Consider the following 15,580-nt stretch of genomic DNA (forward strand, 5'->3'; position numbering starts at 1 on the left):
TTAGTCCTTTATCTGAAGTATAGCACCTCTGTTTGCCGAAGTTACAAGTGAAGCGTATCTTGCAAGATAGCCTGTTGTTACCTTTGGCTGTCTTGGTTTCCAGTTCTTTCTTCTTTCAGCAAGCTCCTCGTCAGATACTTTAAGTGTGATAGAGCAGTTGTCGATATCTATTGCTATCATATCGCCTTCTTCAACCAGAGCGATAGGGCCGCCTACAGCTGCCTCAGGTGAAACGTGACCGATAGAAGCACCTCTTGAAGCACCGCTGAAACGTCCGTCAGTGATAAGTGCAACAGTTGAGCCAAGACCCATGCCTGCGATAGCAGATGTAGGATTGAGCATCTCTCTCATTCCAGGACCGCCCTTTGGTCCCTCGTAACGGATAACGACAACGTCGCCCTCAACTATCTTGCCGCCTCTGATAGCAGCGATAGCGTCCTCCTCGCAGTCGAATACTCTTGCCGGACCTTCGTGGGCAAGCATTTCAGGTGCAACGGCAGAACGCTTAACAACGCAGGTGTCAGGAGCAAGGTTTCCTCTGAGAACTGCGATTCCGCCTGTCTGTGAGTATGGATTGTCTATTGGTCTGATAAGCTCAGGGTTCTTGTTTACAACGCCGCTGATGTTCTCGCCTACTGTCTTGCCTGTGCAGGTGAGGCAGTCTGTGTTGATAAGGTTCTTCTTGTTGAGCTCGTTAAGAACAGCGTAAACGCCGCCAGCTTCGTTAAGGTCTTCCATATATGTATGACCTGCTGGAGCAAGATGACAGAGGTTTGGCGTTCTCTTTGATATCTCGTTTACAAAGTCAAGGTCAAGCTCTACTCCACACTCGTGAGCAATAGCAGGGAGGTGAAGCATTGAGTTTGTTGAACAGCCAAGCGCCATATCAGCTGTGATAGCGTTGATGAAAGCGTCCTTTGTCATGATATCTCTTGGTCTGATGTTCTTCTTGTAAAGCTCCATTACCTGCATACCTGCGTGCTTTGCAAGCTTGAGTCTTTCAGAATATACAGCAGGGATAGTGCCGTTTCCTCTAAGACCCATGCCAAGAACTTCTGTAAGGCAGTTCATAGAGTTTGCAGTGTACATACCTGAACAGCTTCCGCAAGTCGGACAGGCTTTGTTCTCAAATTCCTCAACGTCATCAAGAGTGAACTTGCCTGCGTTGTAAGTACCAACAGCCTCGAACATACTTGAAAGGGAAGTCTTTTTGCCCTTAACGTGACCAGCCAGCATTGGACCGCCTGATACGAAAATTGTAGGAACGTTTACTCTTGCGGCTGCCATGAGCAGACCGGGAACGTTCTTGTCGCAGTTTGGTATCATAACAAGAGCGTCAAAGTGATGAGCCAAAGCCATGCACTCTGTTGAGTCTGCGATAAGGTCACGGGTAACGAGAGAATACTTCATTCCCATGTGACCCATAGCGATACCGTCGCAAACAGCGATAGCAGGGAATACAACAGGTGTTCCGCCTGCCATTGCAACGCCCATTTTAACAGCTTCAACTATCTTGTCAATGTTCATGTGACCGGGAACTATCTCATTATATGAAGATACGATACCAACGAGAGGTCTGTCCATTTCTTCCTTTGTCATGCCAAGAGCATTGAAAAGTGATCTCTGTGGAGCTTTGTCTACTCCGTCACAAAAATAATTACACGCCATTTTTATTACCTCTTTTGAAAAATATATTACTGAGAGCGGTATTATTCTCCGTCCTCATTTTCTTTTGTTTCAGCCTCGTCTGAGCTTTCCTCTGTCTTTGCAGGGTGCAGACGCTTTCTCACACCGTATGCAGAGCAGTATTCGCAAACGATATCCAGCACTGAGAATATGATAAGCATAAAATTCATTGAGAAGATACCTGTCACAAGCACGAATGCCGCAGGGATAATGAAAAGCGGGATCCCAGTGCCGTAAATATCTTCAAAATGATTGCCTTTTTTATATTGCCTTATCCAAAGCACCCAGTAAAGTGCGATAACGAGCAGTGCAACAACAGCCCATATTATGAAAAGCAGCTTGCTTGAAAAGCCTACCTTGTAATCTCCGATAGCAAGGCACATATAACCTATGCAGCCAAATCTGCCCACACACTTTGCAATGAAAACGATAATGTTCTCGTCCTCAAGCTCAGGCTTGTCGGCAGGTGTCTTGAAGCAGGCTATCACCGCAGGTATCAGCAAAAGCAAAGTAGGAATAAAGCCAATTATACTGAACTTCATTTCGTTTATCCTCCTTAGCGGAATGGTCTGTCTTCTATGGCAACTACTTCTCTACGGAATGTGCGTGCCGCTTCGTCAACAGCAGCCATAAGCTTTTTTTCAAGTGGAGTTCCCACAACATCAGCATTGTAACATACACCGATGTAGCTTTGGGGGTTGAACTCATCATGGAATTGACAGTTATAAAAATACTCTATCTTGCCAAACCTGTTTTTCACCTTGGCTTTGAACTGTATTCTAGATCCCATATCATCAACACGCAGGAACATCATTGCATTGTCAGGCGTGCCGCCATTTTGACATTTATCTATCATATGGTATATTTCATTATCAGGCGCACTTACCATTTCAAAATAAGGTGTGTTGTGGTCTGAATAATTATCATCAAAGTCATCGTCACAGTTTGGCAGATACATTGCGCCATAATCAAATTCACATTCTGTTTCGATGAAATCACCGCTCAGGTCAAATGATACTTTCACCCTTATTTCTGCGTCCTTGCCGTCGAATATCTCATAGGTTATCTCTCTTGACGGCTTTGCAGGAATGCTCGCTGTGTCAAGAACTTCCTGCGGTGTGGTATATGTCGGTCTTGTATAAGCACAATTGCTTCTCTTGCTTGAACTTGTGTTTGAAGTGGCAGTGCTTGGTTTGCTTGAAGCCGTGGAGCTTGAAGTGCCATTTATAGCTTCATTCTTTTTATCCATAGCCTGATCAAACAGGTCTTTAAGTCCTGTCGGACCATTGCCGTTCTTTGCCGCAGCGTTGTCTATTGCGTCAACTGCACCCTTTAAAAGCTTATCAAATAATCCCATTGTAGTTGCCCCTTTTCTTTTTTGTTATTTATTTCTTGTGTGAAAGTCCAAGAAATGCAGCACCGATAATGCCTGCGTCATTTCCAAGCTTTGCAATAACTATCTCAGTGTTCTTTGCTGAGTTCTTTGTGTAAACTTCCTTAGCCACAAGCTCTTTCAGTGGCAGGAGCAGAGGGTCGCCCTCGTTGCATACGCCGCCGCCGATACAGAGAATATCAGGCTGGAAGATGTTTATTGTGTTTGTGATTCCGCAGGCAAGATACTTTATGTATTTGTCAACAACTTCCTTGCCTGCCTTATCGCCTGCTCTCATGGCGTTGAACGCAGTTCTTGCGGATACCTTGCCGTCCTCTTCGTTCATTTTCCACATGATAGAGTCCTTGTCCTCGAACATAGCCTCTTTTGTCATTCTTACAAGACCTGTTGCAGAAGAAAATACCTCAAAGCAGCCGTGTCTGCCGCAAGTACACTGCGGACCGTTAGGTCGATAACAGTGTGACCTATCTCAGCGCCTGCAAAGTTGAAGCCTGAATATATCTTTCCGTTAATGATTATTCCTCCGCCAACGCCTGTGCCCAGAGTGATGCAAACAGCGTCGTTCGCACCCTTTGCTGCACCGGCAACATACTCGCCGTATGCCGCAGCGTTAGCGTCGTTCTCAACATAGCAAGGCTTGTCGATAAACTTCTTCATAAGGTCAACAACGTGGAAGTTAAGGAAACCAAGGTTGTTTGAATACTCAATAACGCCAGTGTCAGAATTTGCAGTGCCAGGTGTACCGATACCTACAGACTCTATCTGCTCTATCTCCAGCCCTGCATTCTTTACAGCTTCCAAAGCGACCTTAGCCATATCCTCGCAGATCTCCTCCGCAGGTCTTGGCAGATTGGTCTTGCAGGTAGCCTTTGCGATTATCTCAAATTCTTCATTTACAACACCTGCTTTGATGTTAGTGCCGCCAAGATCAATACCAATGTAATACTTCATAATAATTTCTCCCTTTTATTTTCTGAGCTTACTGAGCGTTATCGCTCTCAGTGTCATCGTCATATTCGTGAAAGTTTATCTCTTCCTTTTCCTCTTTTGGCTTTTGGGCTTCAGCCTTTTTTGCTATGGCGTCATATACCAGAAGATACACAAGCTCCAGCACCACAAAGCTGATAAGACCTATCCAAAATGAGCTTGCAACAAATCCGATAATAAAAGCGATCACAAGTGCGCCAAGCTCACCTATCTCCTTTTTTAGGTCAAGTTTAAGCATTTATCTCACCTTAGTCTATCTTTGTAAGCACGAATGTGCATTTGCCCTCAACAGTATACTTGCCTGTGCCTGCTGAAATGAATACGCTTTCGCCCTTCTTTGCACAAACAGTTTCGCCACCGCTGATAACAGGCTCGCCCTCGAGAACGAGAATACTGTTGAAGCTGTTTTCGTCAGCGTCAAGCTCAGCCTTTGTTTCAACGTTCACTCTGTATGTTGTGAAGTATTCGCATTTTGAAAGAAGCTTTATGTCATAGCCGTCCTTCTTCTCAACAGGTGTCTCAGGATACTGCTCAGCAGGAGCAAGCTTTGTTACGTCAAGAGCCTTGTTAACGTGAAGCTCTCTAGGCTTGCCGTCCTTGCCAACTCTGCCATAGTCATAAATTCTGTATGTAGTGTTTGAATTCTGCTGTATCTCAGCAATAAGGATACCCTTGCCGATAGCATGGAGCGTGCCTGACTTGATGAAGAAAACGTCGCCCTTCTTAACAGGTACAGCGTTTGTTACTTCAAGAAGCGTGTTGTCAGCGATCCTTCTTGCAAATTCTTCCTTTGTTATCTCGTGCTTGAAACCGTAGAGAAGAGTTGCACCCTCGTCACAGTCAACAACATACCACATCTCGGTCTTGCCGTATTCGCCTTCAACTCTCATTGCATAATCGTTGTCAGGGTGTACCTGTACAGAAAGATTGTCCTTAGCGTCAATGAGCTTAATAAGGATAGGGAAGTTCTCAAATCTTTCGCAATTTTTGCCAAGAACGCCCTTGCCTGCCTTTTCGATATACTCGTTGAGTGTCAGACCCTTGTATTCACCGTCAGCCACAACGCTTGGACCGTCCTTATGACAAGAAAGCTCCCAGCTCTCTGCGACCTTATCATAATCGCACTTTTTGCCGTACTCATCTCTAAGTCTGGTACCGCCCCAGATGTAGTCCTTAAATGCTGGATCAAGTTTAAATATTGACATTTTATATAGCCTCCAATTAATAAATATACCTTTTAATATAATACCATAACTCCGTCTATAAGTCAATATTTCTGGTATAAAAAAAGCAGGAGAACGAACTGCTCGTCCTCCTGCTGACAGCGTTATTTTTTACTTCTTTTCGTCCTCATCGTTCTTAGACTCGTCAAAAAGGTTTTTCTTGTCTACAAATTTGCCGGTGCTTACGTCAAAGGCTTCGCTTGACTTCTTGTTCATGATTATCACAATTACCACAACTGCGATAGCGATTCCTGCAATGACCGCAATAACTATGATAATAGGGTTTGTTCCCTTTGAGTCTTTTTCTTCCTTTTCTGCATAAGTCTTTGTCTTGCAGTTTGTTATCTTTACACCGGTCACCGTTATCTTCGCTCTGTCAGTTGCACCTACCATTATTTTGTATACCTGGCTAAAATCATCTGTGCCGTATGCAGTTGCGATAGACTCAAAGTCATATGTAGCCGTTGTTTCGTCAAACTCAACAGGGGCTATCTTTGCCCAAACTGCACCGTCCTGTGCCACTGATGTAGTTGTATTCTCCCAGCTCTGAAAAATAAGCTCTGCACTGTATTTGTTGCCTGACTTTTCGTTTACGTCCTCACTGTTGAATGTAACAACTATCTTTGAATCCTTTGTGAGCCTTGTAGCATTGAAGTCGCCCTGTTCAATGGTGAGAGATTGTGTCCAATTGCTTGCGGCTTCTGCGGAGGAGCAATCTATTGTAACGTCCTCAGTTTCTGCATCTTCGGCAAAAGCAGTCAGTGTGCATGAGAATATTGAAGCGCAGGCGATGATAGCAGACATTGCTGCCGATAAAAATTTCTTCATTTTCTTTTTCCTTTCAAATTCTTACAAAATATAATTTTGCACAAAACCTAACCCTGATATTTGTGCATACCCTCTGATAATAAAGCATTATAACATAATTAAAAATAAAAATCAATAACCATAATGCACAAATAATCACAGTATTTAAGGAACTATTTTACTTTTTTGAGAAAATGATCTGCAGAAAGCTTTTCCACATTGCGTCCTTGCAGTTTAATTTCCTAAATTCTGCTTTAGGACTTGCTTTACAGACAGTATCATGATATAATGATAAGAAAAGTCTTGATATAGAGGTACACAAAATGAAAATAATGGCAATAGATTATGGTGACGCAAGAACAGGCTTTGCAATAAGCGACCGCTCTGAGTTTCTTGCTTCTCCTATTGGCACTGTTCCTGAGAGAAACGCCGAAAGGCTTGCAGATAAGGCGGCTCAGACAGCGGCTGAATACGGTGCAGGTGAGATAATAGTAGGTCTGCCTATAAACATGAACGGCACGGAAGGGCCAAGAGCAGAGAAGTGCAGGGCGTTTGCTGAGCTTTTGAAAGAGCGTACCAACCTGCCGGTGAGAATGTGGGACGAGCGTTCCACAACTGTCACCGCACACAATATCCTTAACGAAACAAACGTCAGGGGAAAGGCAAGAAAGGCTGTTGTAGATACAGTTGCCGCAACGATAATTTTGGAGGGCTATCTTGAATACAGAAGAAAAAAAGCAAAGCAGGCTGACTAAAAAACAGAAAAGAAATATCATCATAGTGATAATAGTGCTTGCGGTAATGATATTAGCCGATTTCGTGTGGTCTAATACCTATATCGAGGTCAAAAAGCTGTCTGCGCATTTTGATAACTTACCTGAGGGCTTCGAGGGCTGTAAGATAGTTCAGATATCTGACTTCCACAACGAGTGGGGCAAAGGCTACGTAGATAGGCTGACGGAAAAGGTCAAAGACTGTGAGCCTGACTATATCTTTGTTACAGGGGACAGCGTAGATCAGATCTTCCCCGATGTTGACCGTTCCCTTGAGCTTATGAAAAAGCTCCCTGAGATATGTCCTGTCTATCTTGTTATGGGCAACCATGAATATAATCTTTCTCAGGAGGAAAGGGAAAAGTTTGTTGCAGGCTGTGAAAGCTATGGTGTAAACGTCCTCTATAACGAGCATACCACACTCACACGAAATGGTGATACTATAAGCCTGTTGGGCTTTGACAATATGGAAAATGACAGCAAGGCTTTTTCTCAGGTCACAGAGGATTTTGTCATACTGCTAAACCACTATCCTGAGGATTGCAACTATTTCAGCAAGACCGCAGTGCAGTATGGTACGCATATCGATATCGACTTCACAGGTCATGCACATGGCGGACTTATAAGGCTTCCCTTTGTGAATGGTCTTTATGCACCTGGTCAGGGTCTATTCCCGAAATACACCGACGGCACTTACAGCGTGAACGATACAACCCTTGTGGTGTCAAGGGGAGTAGGCAATAGTGGCTGGACACAGCGTTTCTCAGACCCTTTTGAACTTGTGCTTTTCACTCTTGAAAAATAACTCTTTCAGTCCCATTAGGATAAGGAAAATACCGAAAGCTTTTGAAAGCAGGCTTTGCTCTATCCTGTTTGCAAGCCATGCTGATATGATAACAGCAGCCGTTCCCCACAAAACTGCGGGAACGGCTTTTTTCCATTCCACAAGCTTGTTTTTCGTGTGAAGCACAAGGCTTATTATTGCGATAGGGATAAAAAACACAAGATTTATCCCCTGCGCCGCTAGTTGCGAAAAGCCTGCAAAGACCGTCAGATAAACTATAAGCACCATTCCGCCCCCAAGACCCATGGAGGCAAAGATACCTGTGAGAAAAGCCACCGCACATATGGTATACCAAGCCATAATATCACCCTATTTCATAAATATCCTCACGCCTGCAATTATCATAAGTGCGCCAAAAATACGTTTTAGCAGGCTGTTTGAAAGCTTTTTCATGAGCATTGCACCCACTGCCGCACCCACTATCCCAAGGGGTATGAACTTCACTGCCTGCCAAATGTCAAGACTTCCGCCCTTGAAATATACAAGACCGCTTATAATAGACAATGGAAGCGTTATAGCAATGGACGTGGCATGAGCTTTTTTCGCCTCACTGCCGCCTTTTTCAAGCATAGGCACTGCTATCATTCCACCGCCCGAGCCGAAAAATCCGTTGCATATCCCCACGGCTATACCTGTGAGTACATTGAAGTATTTTTTATTTATACGCAAAAAAATCACCCCATACTATTATCTGTACAGGGTGATGATTTATTCACTGAACTATCAGTCTATCTCTACCATTATTTTCTGATCCACACGGGAAGCACCGGCACGCATTACGACTCTTATAGCCTTTGCGATCCTGCCCTGCTTGCCGATAACTCTGCCCATATCGTCCGGAGCAACGTGAAGATGATAAACCACGATACCCTCTGTGTTAGGCTCGTCAACAACGACCTCAACAGCGTCCTTGTTTTCAACAAGCTCAGAAACTATAGTTTCGAGTAATTCTTTCATAAAAATATCTCCATTCTCCCACGAAAATGCGGCAGGGAAGCGTTTTCCCCGCCGAAAACGGCAAGCGAAGTGGTGGGATAAGCAGCTCACCGTCTGAATTGTCTTGTCAGCTATTAGATAGTGCCGTTCTTCTTGAGAAGAGCCTTAACTGTATCAGTTGGCTGTGCACCGTTAGCGATCCAAGACTTTGCCTTTTCGTCGTCAACCTTGAGTACAGAAGGTTCCTTAGTTGGGTCATAGTAGCCCAGCTCTTCGATGAAACGTCCGTCTCTTGGATATCTTGAATCAGCAACTACGATTCTGTAGAAAGGAGCCTTCTTAGCGCCCATTCTTCTGAGTCTGATCTTTACTGCCATTGTATTTTCACCTCCATAAAAAACTTCATATATCAAATCAATCACTTGATTGCTGATAGCTTATCAACTATTGTGGCATTCCGCCGCCAAGTCCTTTGAGAAGTGCCGCTCTGTTTCTTCTGGATTTCTTTCCGTGAAGATTTCCGCCGATACCGAACTGCTTCATCATTTTCTGCATCTGTTCAAACTGCTTAAGAAGCTGATTTACGTCAGATACCTGCGTGCCGCTTCCGGCAGCGATACGTCTTTTTCTCTTAGGGTTAATGATCGCAGGCTTTTCTCTTTCAGCCCTAGTCATTGAATTTATCATAGCCTCAGTCTTTTTCAGTTGAACCTCGCCCTGCTCCACCTGCTCGTCTGTTACCTTGTTTGCGCCCGGAAGCATTCTGATAATAGACTTCATAGAGCCCATTTTCTGTATCTGCTTCATCTGCTCCAGCAAGTCGTTAAGGTCAAAGCCCTTTTCCTGCATTTTTTCTGCAAGCTTTTTGGCGTCCTTTTCGTCAACTGTCTGAGTAGCTTTCTCAATAAGTGTGAGCATATCGCCCATGCCAAGTATTCTTGAAGCCATTCTCTCAGGGTGGAAAGCCTCAAACTCGTCAAGCTTTTCGCCCATACCAACGAACTTGATAGGCTTACCTGTTACAGCAAGCACTGAAAGCGCCGCACCGCCTCTTGTGTCAGAGTCGAGCTTTGTAAGGATAACGCTGTCGATACCAAGAGCCTCGTCAAAGCTTGAAGCTACCTTTACGGCGTCCTGACCGATCATAGCGTCAACAACGAGCATTATCTCGTTCGGCTCAGCGATCTTCTTGATGTCTTTAAGCTCGTTCATAAGCTCCTCATCAATGTGAAGACGTCCTGCCGTATCTATGATAACAAGGTCATTGCCGTAATCCTTGGCGTGCTTGATACCCTCTTTTACTATCTTTCGTGGGTCTATCTGACCCATTTCAAATACTGCGACTTCGGCTCTCTCTCCCACAACCTTTAGCTGTTCGATAGCCGCAGGTCTGTAAACGTCGGCTGCTATAAGCAGAGGACGCTTGCCCTCTTTCTTGAACATCTTCGCAAGCTTTGCAGCGTGTGTTGTTTTACCTGAACCCTGAAGACCGCACATCATTATGATGCAAGGCGGCTTGTTAGGGAAGTTTATCTTCGAGTTAGCCTCGCCCATGAGCTTTATAAGCTCGTCATTAACTATCTTTATGACCTGCTGACCAGGAGTAAGGCTCTTCAGCACTTCCTCGCCAACGCTTCTCTCTGTTACCTTGGCAATAAAATCTTTTACTACCTTGTAGCTAACGTCAGCCTCAAGCAGAGCCATTTTAACTTCACGCATTGCCTCTTTTACATCGGCTTCGCTAAGTTTACCTCTTGATTTAAGACGCTTGAACACGCCGTTTAGTTTTTCTGAAAGTCCTTCAAACGCCATAAGCTGTCCTCCGTATAATTTTTTTATCTATATCTATTCTTCTTCGGTATATTCTGCGTTGTCAAATTCATCAAGCTTAGAATCGAGATTTTCAAGAAGCACTATCACCTTTTCGGCGATATCTCTCGCATAATTCTTTTTTTTACACTCGTTAAAAACGTCCATAGCCTGAGCCTTGAACTCTTTAAGCTCTGCCAGATAAGCCTCCTGCTGTTTTAGCAGACTTAGCTTTTCTTCATAATCAGCCATTGCAGTTTCACATTTTTTTATAGCATCATGAACGCCCTGTCTTGAGATATCGAGCTGAGCGGCGATCTCTCCCAACGACAGATCGTCATTGTAATAAAGATCCATGATCTCGTTTTGTTTATCAGTTAGCAGGCAGCCATACAAGTCGAGCAAAACGCTGTTTTGCAAATTTTTACTCATACCGCTTACCTCCCAATGGATTCCTGTAAAGTCATAAACCTTTACAATTATATATCAAGTTTACCGACTTGTCAAGGGGTTTTTATGAAAAAATAAAATTTAACAAAATTCTGTGGAAAAAGTCCTTTTTATATGGTATAATCATTAATTGACAGACATAGTGATGATAAATAGTATAAGAAATTGTATGCCAAGGGGGAAGAGTATATGATAAGCTATGTGTTGAAAAACGACAGATATGAAATGAAAGTCCCTGCCCTGACTTTTGGTGCGGCAGGTTTTGAGAGAAACGATTGTGATGATGTGTATTTTGAGTTTCTCGACAAATATGTAGAGCTTGGCGGCTGGTGTATCGATACCGCAAGAGTTTACTGCGATTGGCTTGAGAATGGTCACAATTCCAGCGAGGGCGTAATAGGCAGATGGCTCAAAGCCAGAAACAATCGTGACAAAATTTGTATCGCCACAAAGGGTGGTCACCCTGAAATGGGTCATATGGACGAAAGCCGTCTTAGCAGGGAAGAGCTTACAAAGGATCTTGAAGCAAGCCTGAGAGTGCTGGGCGTTGACTATGTGGATATTTATTTTCTCCATCGTGACGACCCGAAGATACCTGTGGAAGAGATAATGCCGGTTCTCAATGATTTTTATGAGAGCGGAAGAATACATTTTATAGGCGTTTCAAACTGGACAACTCAGAGGATAGAGGAAGCGAATAAGTTTGCTGAGGAAAACGGTATGGAGCCTATCAGGATCAGCCAGATAAACTACAGCCTTGCTCATTCGAGCGTTGAAACTTTCGGTGACAATACTCTTGTTTGTATGGATACAAAGGAGTTCCGCTGGTACAAGAAGCATGATTTTCCTGTTATGGCGTTCTCCCCGCAGGCAAAGGGCTTTTTTGCAAAGCTTGCAAAGGGCGACGCTGCAAACAATCTCCCTGAGGGACAGTATGCAGGCCCTGCTAATCTTGCAAGACTTGCAAAGGTAAAACAGCTCAGCGAGCAGACGGGGGACACTCCGGCAAAGATAACCCTCGGCTATCTGAACAGCCAGCCGTTTTTTGTATCGTCAGTTTTCGCAGTAACAAAGCTGTGGCAGCTTGACGAGGATATGGAAGCGCAGGATCTTACATACGATCCAAAGACAGTGGCTTTCCTTGAAAATATGATATAAAATAAAAGCACTCTGCATTGATCCGCAGGGTGCTTTATTTATTCTTGATACGTTGTAGGGGACGGCGTCCTCGACGTTCCACCCCTTACACAAAAAAACTTAACTATGTGATATCTGAATACACCACATAGTTAAGTATGTACGTTCATATTGATTATGCCATTGGTATTACGCCCTTCTGAAAATTCTAGTCGTAAACTCATGCTAAATTGTACTTTGGACTCACGCCTTTCAGTAAAATTCTGTCCGCATAATATAAGCTATTCCATTGGATCTATTTCCTTTCGGTAAAAATAATCTCTAAGTGCAAATTACCTTTCCATTGGATCTATTTCCTTTCAAAATATTAAGTTATGCCTCAGTAGATAAAACTTAACGTGCCATTGGACTTAACACCTTTCGTGAAATTTATTGTCAATGAAATTTATTACATTTCCATTGGAATTATCGCCTTTCGCATAATTTCAAGATCCTACGCTTACCATATCAGATAAGCCTTGCTGAAGTAACTGGCGGATTCACCTCCAAATATCAGATGTTCAAAAGCCTTGAGTGCATTTTCATAACGCACCACTCCTTCAGTATATTATATGATCTTTAGAAAAATCTTAGTCAGTAAATCAAATCAGTAAGAGCATTAAGCTCGTAAATTTCTTGGCGGACTCACTCCATTCTATTTCATGTTCAAGTTCCTTTTGTGCATTTTCATATGCACCACTCCTCGAAATTTATTTGATTTTTATAGCTCTGTGAGCTTTTTATGTTCAGAAGCTAAATTTTACATTGGAATCACTCTTTCAGTTTATTTCTTTACCTCTGAAAAGCTGAAATTGTGCATTGGAAACACTCCTGTCTAAATTTTATTTGCAAACCTTCTGTAACCGATCATGTCGATCACTCCTTATATAAAAGTTGCAAAATATTCAATTCTAAATTTGAGAGTATCCTTAAATTGCAGTAACTCTGTGCTGTGATTAGTCCATGAGGCTCTGCAATTTCTTCCTGTGTAAATCATATATGTCTGGATTCCTGTCAGCTCATTCGTCTGCGTCTTGATCCTTTTTTACTTTAAGAAATTGCCGAGCCTATGGATACTCTCCTGGATCTCTGATGCGTCCATTGGACTCGCTCCTTTCATATCTTATTAGGTATCCGATGAGCCTGCCCGCCTGCTGAACTGTAGTGTACCTAGTGTCGGGTATATGCTGTGTCCACCGATCTGCCTGTGATATATAAGGAAAACCTCTCGCCTCACTTCGCTTTGCCGTGCCCTCTGAAATCGTTACTGTATCGTCAGACCGTTGACCGTTTCAGCGAACCCTGTTGTCTGCTTTTGTTTGGCTCTTTGTTTTTCCTTGACTATACTATACCACATCTTTTGTTACTTGTCAATAGTTTTTCTCAACTTTTTTGTGATTTTTATATTTAATATTACTTTTACAAAATGCGCTTGACTTTGATTTTGCAGTGTAGTATAATTAAAGTGTTGCGGTGGTCAGAAACAGTCTTTCTGTTCTGATTTTTTCGATATATCCCACTCAGAAAGTGCCGATATACCGCACAAGATCATGTTAGGAGGATAATTATGGATAACGAGTTTCTGCCGGACCTCTACGAGCTGGAGGACGAAAATGGTAATAAGCAGACTTTTGAGCTGTTGGACGCAATGGAATATGGTGACGAGAAGTATTATGCTCTCACTCCTTATTATGAGAACGGTGACGAAGCCCTTGAAGATTCAGGCGACGTTGTGATACTCAAGGCTGAGTATGACGAGAACAATGACGAGATACTTGCATCTATCGAAGATGATGACGAGTATGAGAAGATCGGTCAGATGTTCATGGAGCGTATCGATGAAATGTTCGAGTTTGACGATGAGGACGAAGACGATGATTGCGGCTGTGGCTGCGGTTGTCACGATCACGACCACCTGTCATAAGAAAAATATCTCAGCATATAGGCTTGTCAATATGTAAAATGTACAATTTTATGTACTTTGATTTGCTGAAATTACCTATTGATATTATGGATATGTTGTGATATACTAAGTAACAGAAAAAGTTTCCTGCCTTGTGCGAACAAGCACAGTTATTATAAATCCAACACTTCTAAAAAGGGATTCAGACTCTGGAAATGGATTGCAGACCTCCCGAACGAAACCGCATTTGCCGTTTCGGAAACGGACGAAGGGAGCGTGAAGCTTTCAGGCTGTTTTACCCACCCTGCTTTTATAGCGGGTTTATCGGCTGTGCGACGGCAAGGCGGCTTTTACTTAAACACTGAGCGTACCGATTTTTCGGTACGCTTTTTTGTGTCATAAAAACCATGTCGGCATAAAATGAGATAACGGAGCGTCTGCAGTGATCGTATGACAGTGGGTGACGCAGCCAAAGATCTGCGTCCGCAGGGCAGCCCGTTGTCATTTACTGCAGGACGTTTCGTTTATATAGAAAAAAGCCGCTGTGCCTGTGGGCATAACGGCTTTCTTCTTGTCAGATAAATAAATTACTTTCGCTAGTATGTTCAGCGGTGGCTGATAATGCCTTTTCCGCTGGATATTTGCTGTTTATGTATTCGGCGGCAACGAAAATAAATTCGCTGTTAGTGGGGTAGTGGTCAGGTCTTATGGCAAAATTACCGAATATCTCGGCTTTGTCTTTGTCCTGAGCCTTTTCCCAACCGATCCTTATGGCGGTGCGCATGTTTCTTTCAACGCTTACTGTGGTTACTCCATGTGCCGCCGCTATCTCTGGATAAATGACCTTTGTAACACGTCTGTTGGCTTTGTCTGTCGTAAGAGCCATTTTTATTGCCTCTTTGATGTAGCCATAGCCGTTATAATTTGGAGTTATGCACAATCTCTTCATCACGGTGGATATAGCAGATTGTATGTCGCCATTGGTGTACCACTCGTCAGTGCTTCGTGTTATTGTGATGTTCGGATCTGCAGAATCGTCAGGACACTGAAGCGCTCTGATTGCGTTTTTGATATCCGCACAGCTTAGAGGACTTTTTATTATCATGTCTGCGTATTTTGCAAGTCCATTGTTTCCATTGTTGGTTTTTCTGTCGGAAAGCATGATTATTTTCAGCTTAGGACAAGCCCCTTTGAGATTTTTGCACAGCTCGTATGGAAACTCCGTTATTTCTGAAATTATCAGAAAATCAGGTTTGCTTTTAAGCACCTCAAGCTGTATCTCCAGTGGATTGTAGTCTGACTGCGCAACATTGTACCCCTGTTTTTTCAGATAGTCTGCCACCTTCATGCCAGCCTGATTGAGGCTTCCGACAAGGATTTTGATCACGTCTTTTTTACACATTTTAAATCTTCCTCCGATTTTTTATTTTTTTAACTTTATACTACACTTGCAGTATAACATCTTTACAATATAATTTCAAGTTTTTTACTTAATTTTCTTGCTTTTTGTACTATGTTTTAGAAATACGCAACAATCTATACATAGTAAATAACAATCTATACATAGTAAATAAACAAATGTCGGTTATGACC

The 15,580-nt window shown here is 43.1% G+C and carries 17 protein-coding genes and 1 pseudogene; 4 read left to right on the top strand and 14 right to left on the bottom strand.

The genetic code is table 11. The features are described 5' to 3' along the window. From ilvD to DW793_RS09860, 7 genes and pseudogenes are all read right to left on the bottom strand, one after another. Positions 1–1,668: a dihydroxy-acid dehydratase gene (ilvD, locus tag DW793_RS09830; RefSeq protein WP_118157874.1), complete on the bottom strand. Its 1,668-nt coding sequence runs from the start codon at positions 1,666–1,668 to the stop codon at positions 1–3. A 41-nt stretch (positions 1,669–1,709) separates the two neighbouring features. Beyond that, positions 1,710–2,228 carry a hypothetical protein gene (locus tag DW793_RS09835; RefSeq protein WP_117896428.1) on the bottom strand — a complete coding sequence of 173 codons (519 nt, stop codon included), beginning with the start codon at positions 2,226–2,228 and terminating at the stop codon, positions 1,710–1,712. A gap of 14 nt (positions 2,229–2,242) precedes the next feature. After that, positions 2,243–3,043, bottom strand: coding sequence for a hypothetical protein (locus DW793_RS09840; RefSeq protein ID WP_118157876.1), 801 nt, complete (start codon positions 3,041–3,043; stop codon positions 2,243–2,245). Positions 3,044–3,071: 28 nt separating this feature from the next. Then, positions 3,072–4,030: pseudogene (locus tag DW793_RS09845) on the bottom strand (ROK family glucokinase). 28 nt (positions 4,031–4,058) lie between these two features. Further along, positions 4,059–4,304 carry a hypothetical protein gene (locus DW793_RS09850; RefSeq protein WP_117858428.1) on the bottom strand — a complete coding sequence of 82 codons (246 nt, stop codon included), beginning with the start codon at positions 4,302–4,304 and terminating at the stop codon, positions 4,059–4,061. Positions 4,305–4,314: 10 nt separating this feature from the next. Further along, a complete protein-coding gene (locus DW793_RS09855; RefSeq protein WP_118157879.1) occupies positions 4,315–5,271 on the bottom strand; it encodes a type I phosphomannose isomerase catalytic subunit in 957 nt (318 codons plus the stop codon). A 129-nt stretch (positions 5,272–5,400) separates the two neighbouring features. Further along, entirely contained in the window at positions 5,401–6,117 is a 717-nt protein-coding gene (locus tag DW793_RS09860; RefSeq protein ID WP_117896433.1) for a hypothetical protein, read from the bottom strand. Positions 6,118–6,419: 302 nt separating this feature from the next. Between DW793_RS09860 and ruvX the strand changes: the two genes are divergently transcribed. Both ruvX and DW793_RS09870 read left to right on the top strand, forming a co-directional pair. Next, positions 6,420–6,851 carry a Holliday junction resolvase RuvX gene (gene ruvX / locus DW793_RS09865; RefSeq protein ID WP_046440438.1) on the top strand — a complete coding sequence of 144 codons (432 nt, stop codon included), beginning with the start codon at positions 6,420–6,422 and terminating at the stop codon, positions 6,849–6,851. Next, on the top strand, positions 6,814–7,674 hold the full coding sequence (locus DW793_RS09870; RefSeq protein WP_118157881.1) for a metallophosphoesterase: 861 nt from the start codon (positions 6,814–6,816) through the stop codon (positions 7,672–7,674). The genes ruvX and DW793_RS09870 overlap by 38 nt, the downstream gene beginning before the upstream one ends. On the opposite strand, the gene DW793_RS09875 is transcribed toward DW793_RS09870, so the two are convergent. The 6 genes from DW793_RS09875 to ylxM all read right to left on the bottom strand — a co-directional run bounded on the left by DW793_RS09875 (position 7,633) and on the right by ylxM (position 10,890). Then, positions 7,633–8,013 carry a sulfite exporter TauE/SafE family protein gene (locus DW793_RS09875; RefSeq protein ID WP_118157883.1) on the bottom strand — a complete coding sequence of 127 codons (381 nt, stop codon included), beginning with the start codon at positions 8,011–8,013 and terminating at the stop codon, positions 7,633–7,635. The genes DW793_RS09870 and DW793_RS09875 overlap by 42 nt on opposite strands. 9 nt (positions 8,014–8,022) lie before the next feature. After that, entirely contained in the window at positions 8,023–8,382 is a 360-nt protein-coding gene (locus DW793_RS09880) for a sulfite exporter TauE/SafE family protein (RefSeq protein WP_252969833.1), read from the bottom strand. A 54-nt stretch (positions 8,383–8,436) separates the two neighbouring features. Beyond that, a complete protein-coding gene (locus DW793_RS09885) occupies positions 8,437–8,670 on the bottom strand; it encodes a KH domain-containing protein (protein WP_118157885.1) in 234 nt (77 codons plus the stop codon). 113 nt (positions 8,671–8,783) lie between these two features. Then, positions 8,784–9,026, bottom strand: coding sequence for a 30S ribosomal protein S16 (gene rpsP, locus DW793_RS09890; protein ID WP_022286623.1), 243 nt, complete (start codon positions 9,024–9,026; stop codon positions 8,784–8,786). 67 nt (positions 9,027–9,093) lie between these two features. Next, on the bottom strand, positions 9,094–10,461 hold the full coding sequence (gene ffh / locus DW793_RS09895) for a signal recognition particle protein (protein WP_118157887.1): 1,368 nt from the start codon (positions 10,459–10,461) through the stop codon (positions 9,094–9,096). Positions 10,462–10,494: 33 nt separating this feature from the next. Continuing rightward, a complete protein-coding gene (gene ylxM / locus DW793_RS09900) occupies positions 10,495–10,890 on the bottom strand; it encodes a YlxM family DNA-binding protein (protein ID WP_118157889.1) in 396 nt (131 codons plus the stop codon). 207 nt (positions 10,891–11,097) lie between these two features. Here ylxM and DW793_RS09905 point away from each other — a divergent pair, with 207 nt between their 5' ends. Next, entirely contained in the window at positions 11,098–12,066 is a 969-nt protein-coding gene (locus DW793_RS09905) for an aldo/keto reductase (protein ID WP_118157891.1), read from the top strand. 1,585 nt (positions 12,067–13,651) lie between these two features. Further along, complete coding sequence (locus DW793_RS09910; protein WP_022286619.1) at positions 13,652–14,008, top strand: DUF1292 domain-containing protein; 357 nt, start codon at positions 13,652–13,654, stop codon at positions 14,006–14,008. A 553-nt stretch (positions 14,009–14,561) separates the two neighbouring features. Here the strand turns inward: DW793_RS09910 and DW793_RS09915 are convergent. Beyond that, the gene (locus DW793_RS09915) at positions 14,562–15,389 is read right to left on the bottom strand and encodes a sporulation initiation factor Spo0A C-terminal domain-containing protein (protein ID WP_118157893.1); all 828 of its coding nucleotides are present in this window, start codon (positions 15,387–15,389) and stop codon (positions 14,562–14,564) included. Between the last annotated feature and the right edge of the window lie 191 nt (positions 15,390–15,580).

The sequence above is a fragment of the Ruminococcus sp. AM31-15AC genome, assembly GCF_003462045.1.
In the GTDB taxonomy this organism is placed as follows: Bacteria; Bacillota; Clostridia; order Oscillospirales; family Ruminococcaceae; genus Hominimerdicola; species Hominimerdicola aceti.

Coding starts and splice junctions, on each gene's coding strand:
- ilvD (WP_118157874.1), bottom strand. CDS start 1,668: ATGGCGTGTAATTATTTTTGTGACGGAGTAGACAAAGCTCCACAGAGA.
- DW793_RS09835 (WP_117896428.1), bottom strand. CDS start 2,228: ATGAAGTTCAGTATAATTGGCTTTATTCCTACTTTGCTTTTGCTGATA.
- DW793_RS09840 (WP_118157876.1), bottom strand. CDS start 3,043: ATGGGATTATTTGATAAGCTTTTAAAGGGTGCAGTTGACGCAATAGAC.
- DW793_RS09850 (WP_117858428.1), bottom strand. CDS start 4,304: ATGCTTAAACTTGACCTAAAAAAGGAGATAGGTGAGCTTGGCGCACTT.
- DW793_RS09855 (WP_118157879.1), bottom strand. CDS start 5,271: ATGTCAATATTTAAACTTGATCCAGCATTTAAGGACTACATCTGGGGC.
- DW793_RS09860 (WP_117896433.1), bottom strand. CDS start 6,117: ATGAAGAAATTTTTATCGGCAGCAATGTCTGCTATCATCGCCTGCGCT.
- ruvX (WP_046440438.1), top strand. CDS start 6,420: ATGAAAATAATGGCAATAGATTATGGTGACGCAAGAACAGGCTTTGCA.
- DW793_RS09875 (WP_118157883.1), bottom strand. CDS start 8,013: ATGGCTTGGTATACCATATGTGCGGTGGCTTTTCTCACAGGTATCTTT.
- DW793_RS09885 (WP_118157885.1), bottom strand. CDS start 8,670: ATGAAAGAATTACTCGAAACTATAGTTTCTGAGCTTGTTGAAAACAAG.
- rpsP (WP_022286623.1), bottom strand. CDS start 9,026: ATGGCAGTAAAGATCAGACTCAGAAGAATGGGCGCTAAGAAGGCTCCT.
- ffh (WP_118157887.1), bottom strand. CDS start 10,461: ATGGCGTTTGAAGGACTTTCAGAAAAACTAAACGGCGTGTTCAAGCGT.
- ylxM (WP_118157889.1), bottom strand. CDS start 10,890: ATGAGTAAAAATTTGCAAAACAGCGTTTTGCTCGACTTGTATGGCTGC.
- DW793_RS09905 (WP_118157891.1), top strand. CDS start 11,098: ATGATAAGCTATGTGTTGAAAAACGACAGATATGAAATGAAAGTCCCT.
- DW793_RS09910 (WP_022286619.1), top strand. CDS start 13,652: ATGGATAACGAGTTTCTGCCGGACCTCTACGAGCTGGAGGACGAAAAT.
- DW793_RS09915 (WP_118157893.1), bottom strand. CDS start 15,389: ATGTGTAAAAAAGACGTGATCAAAATCCTTGTCGGAAGCCTCAATCAG.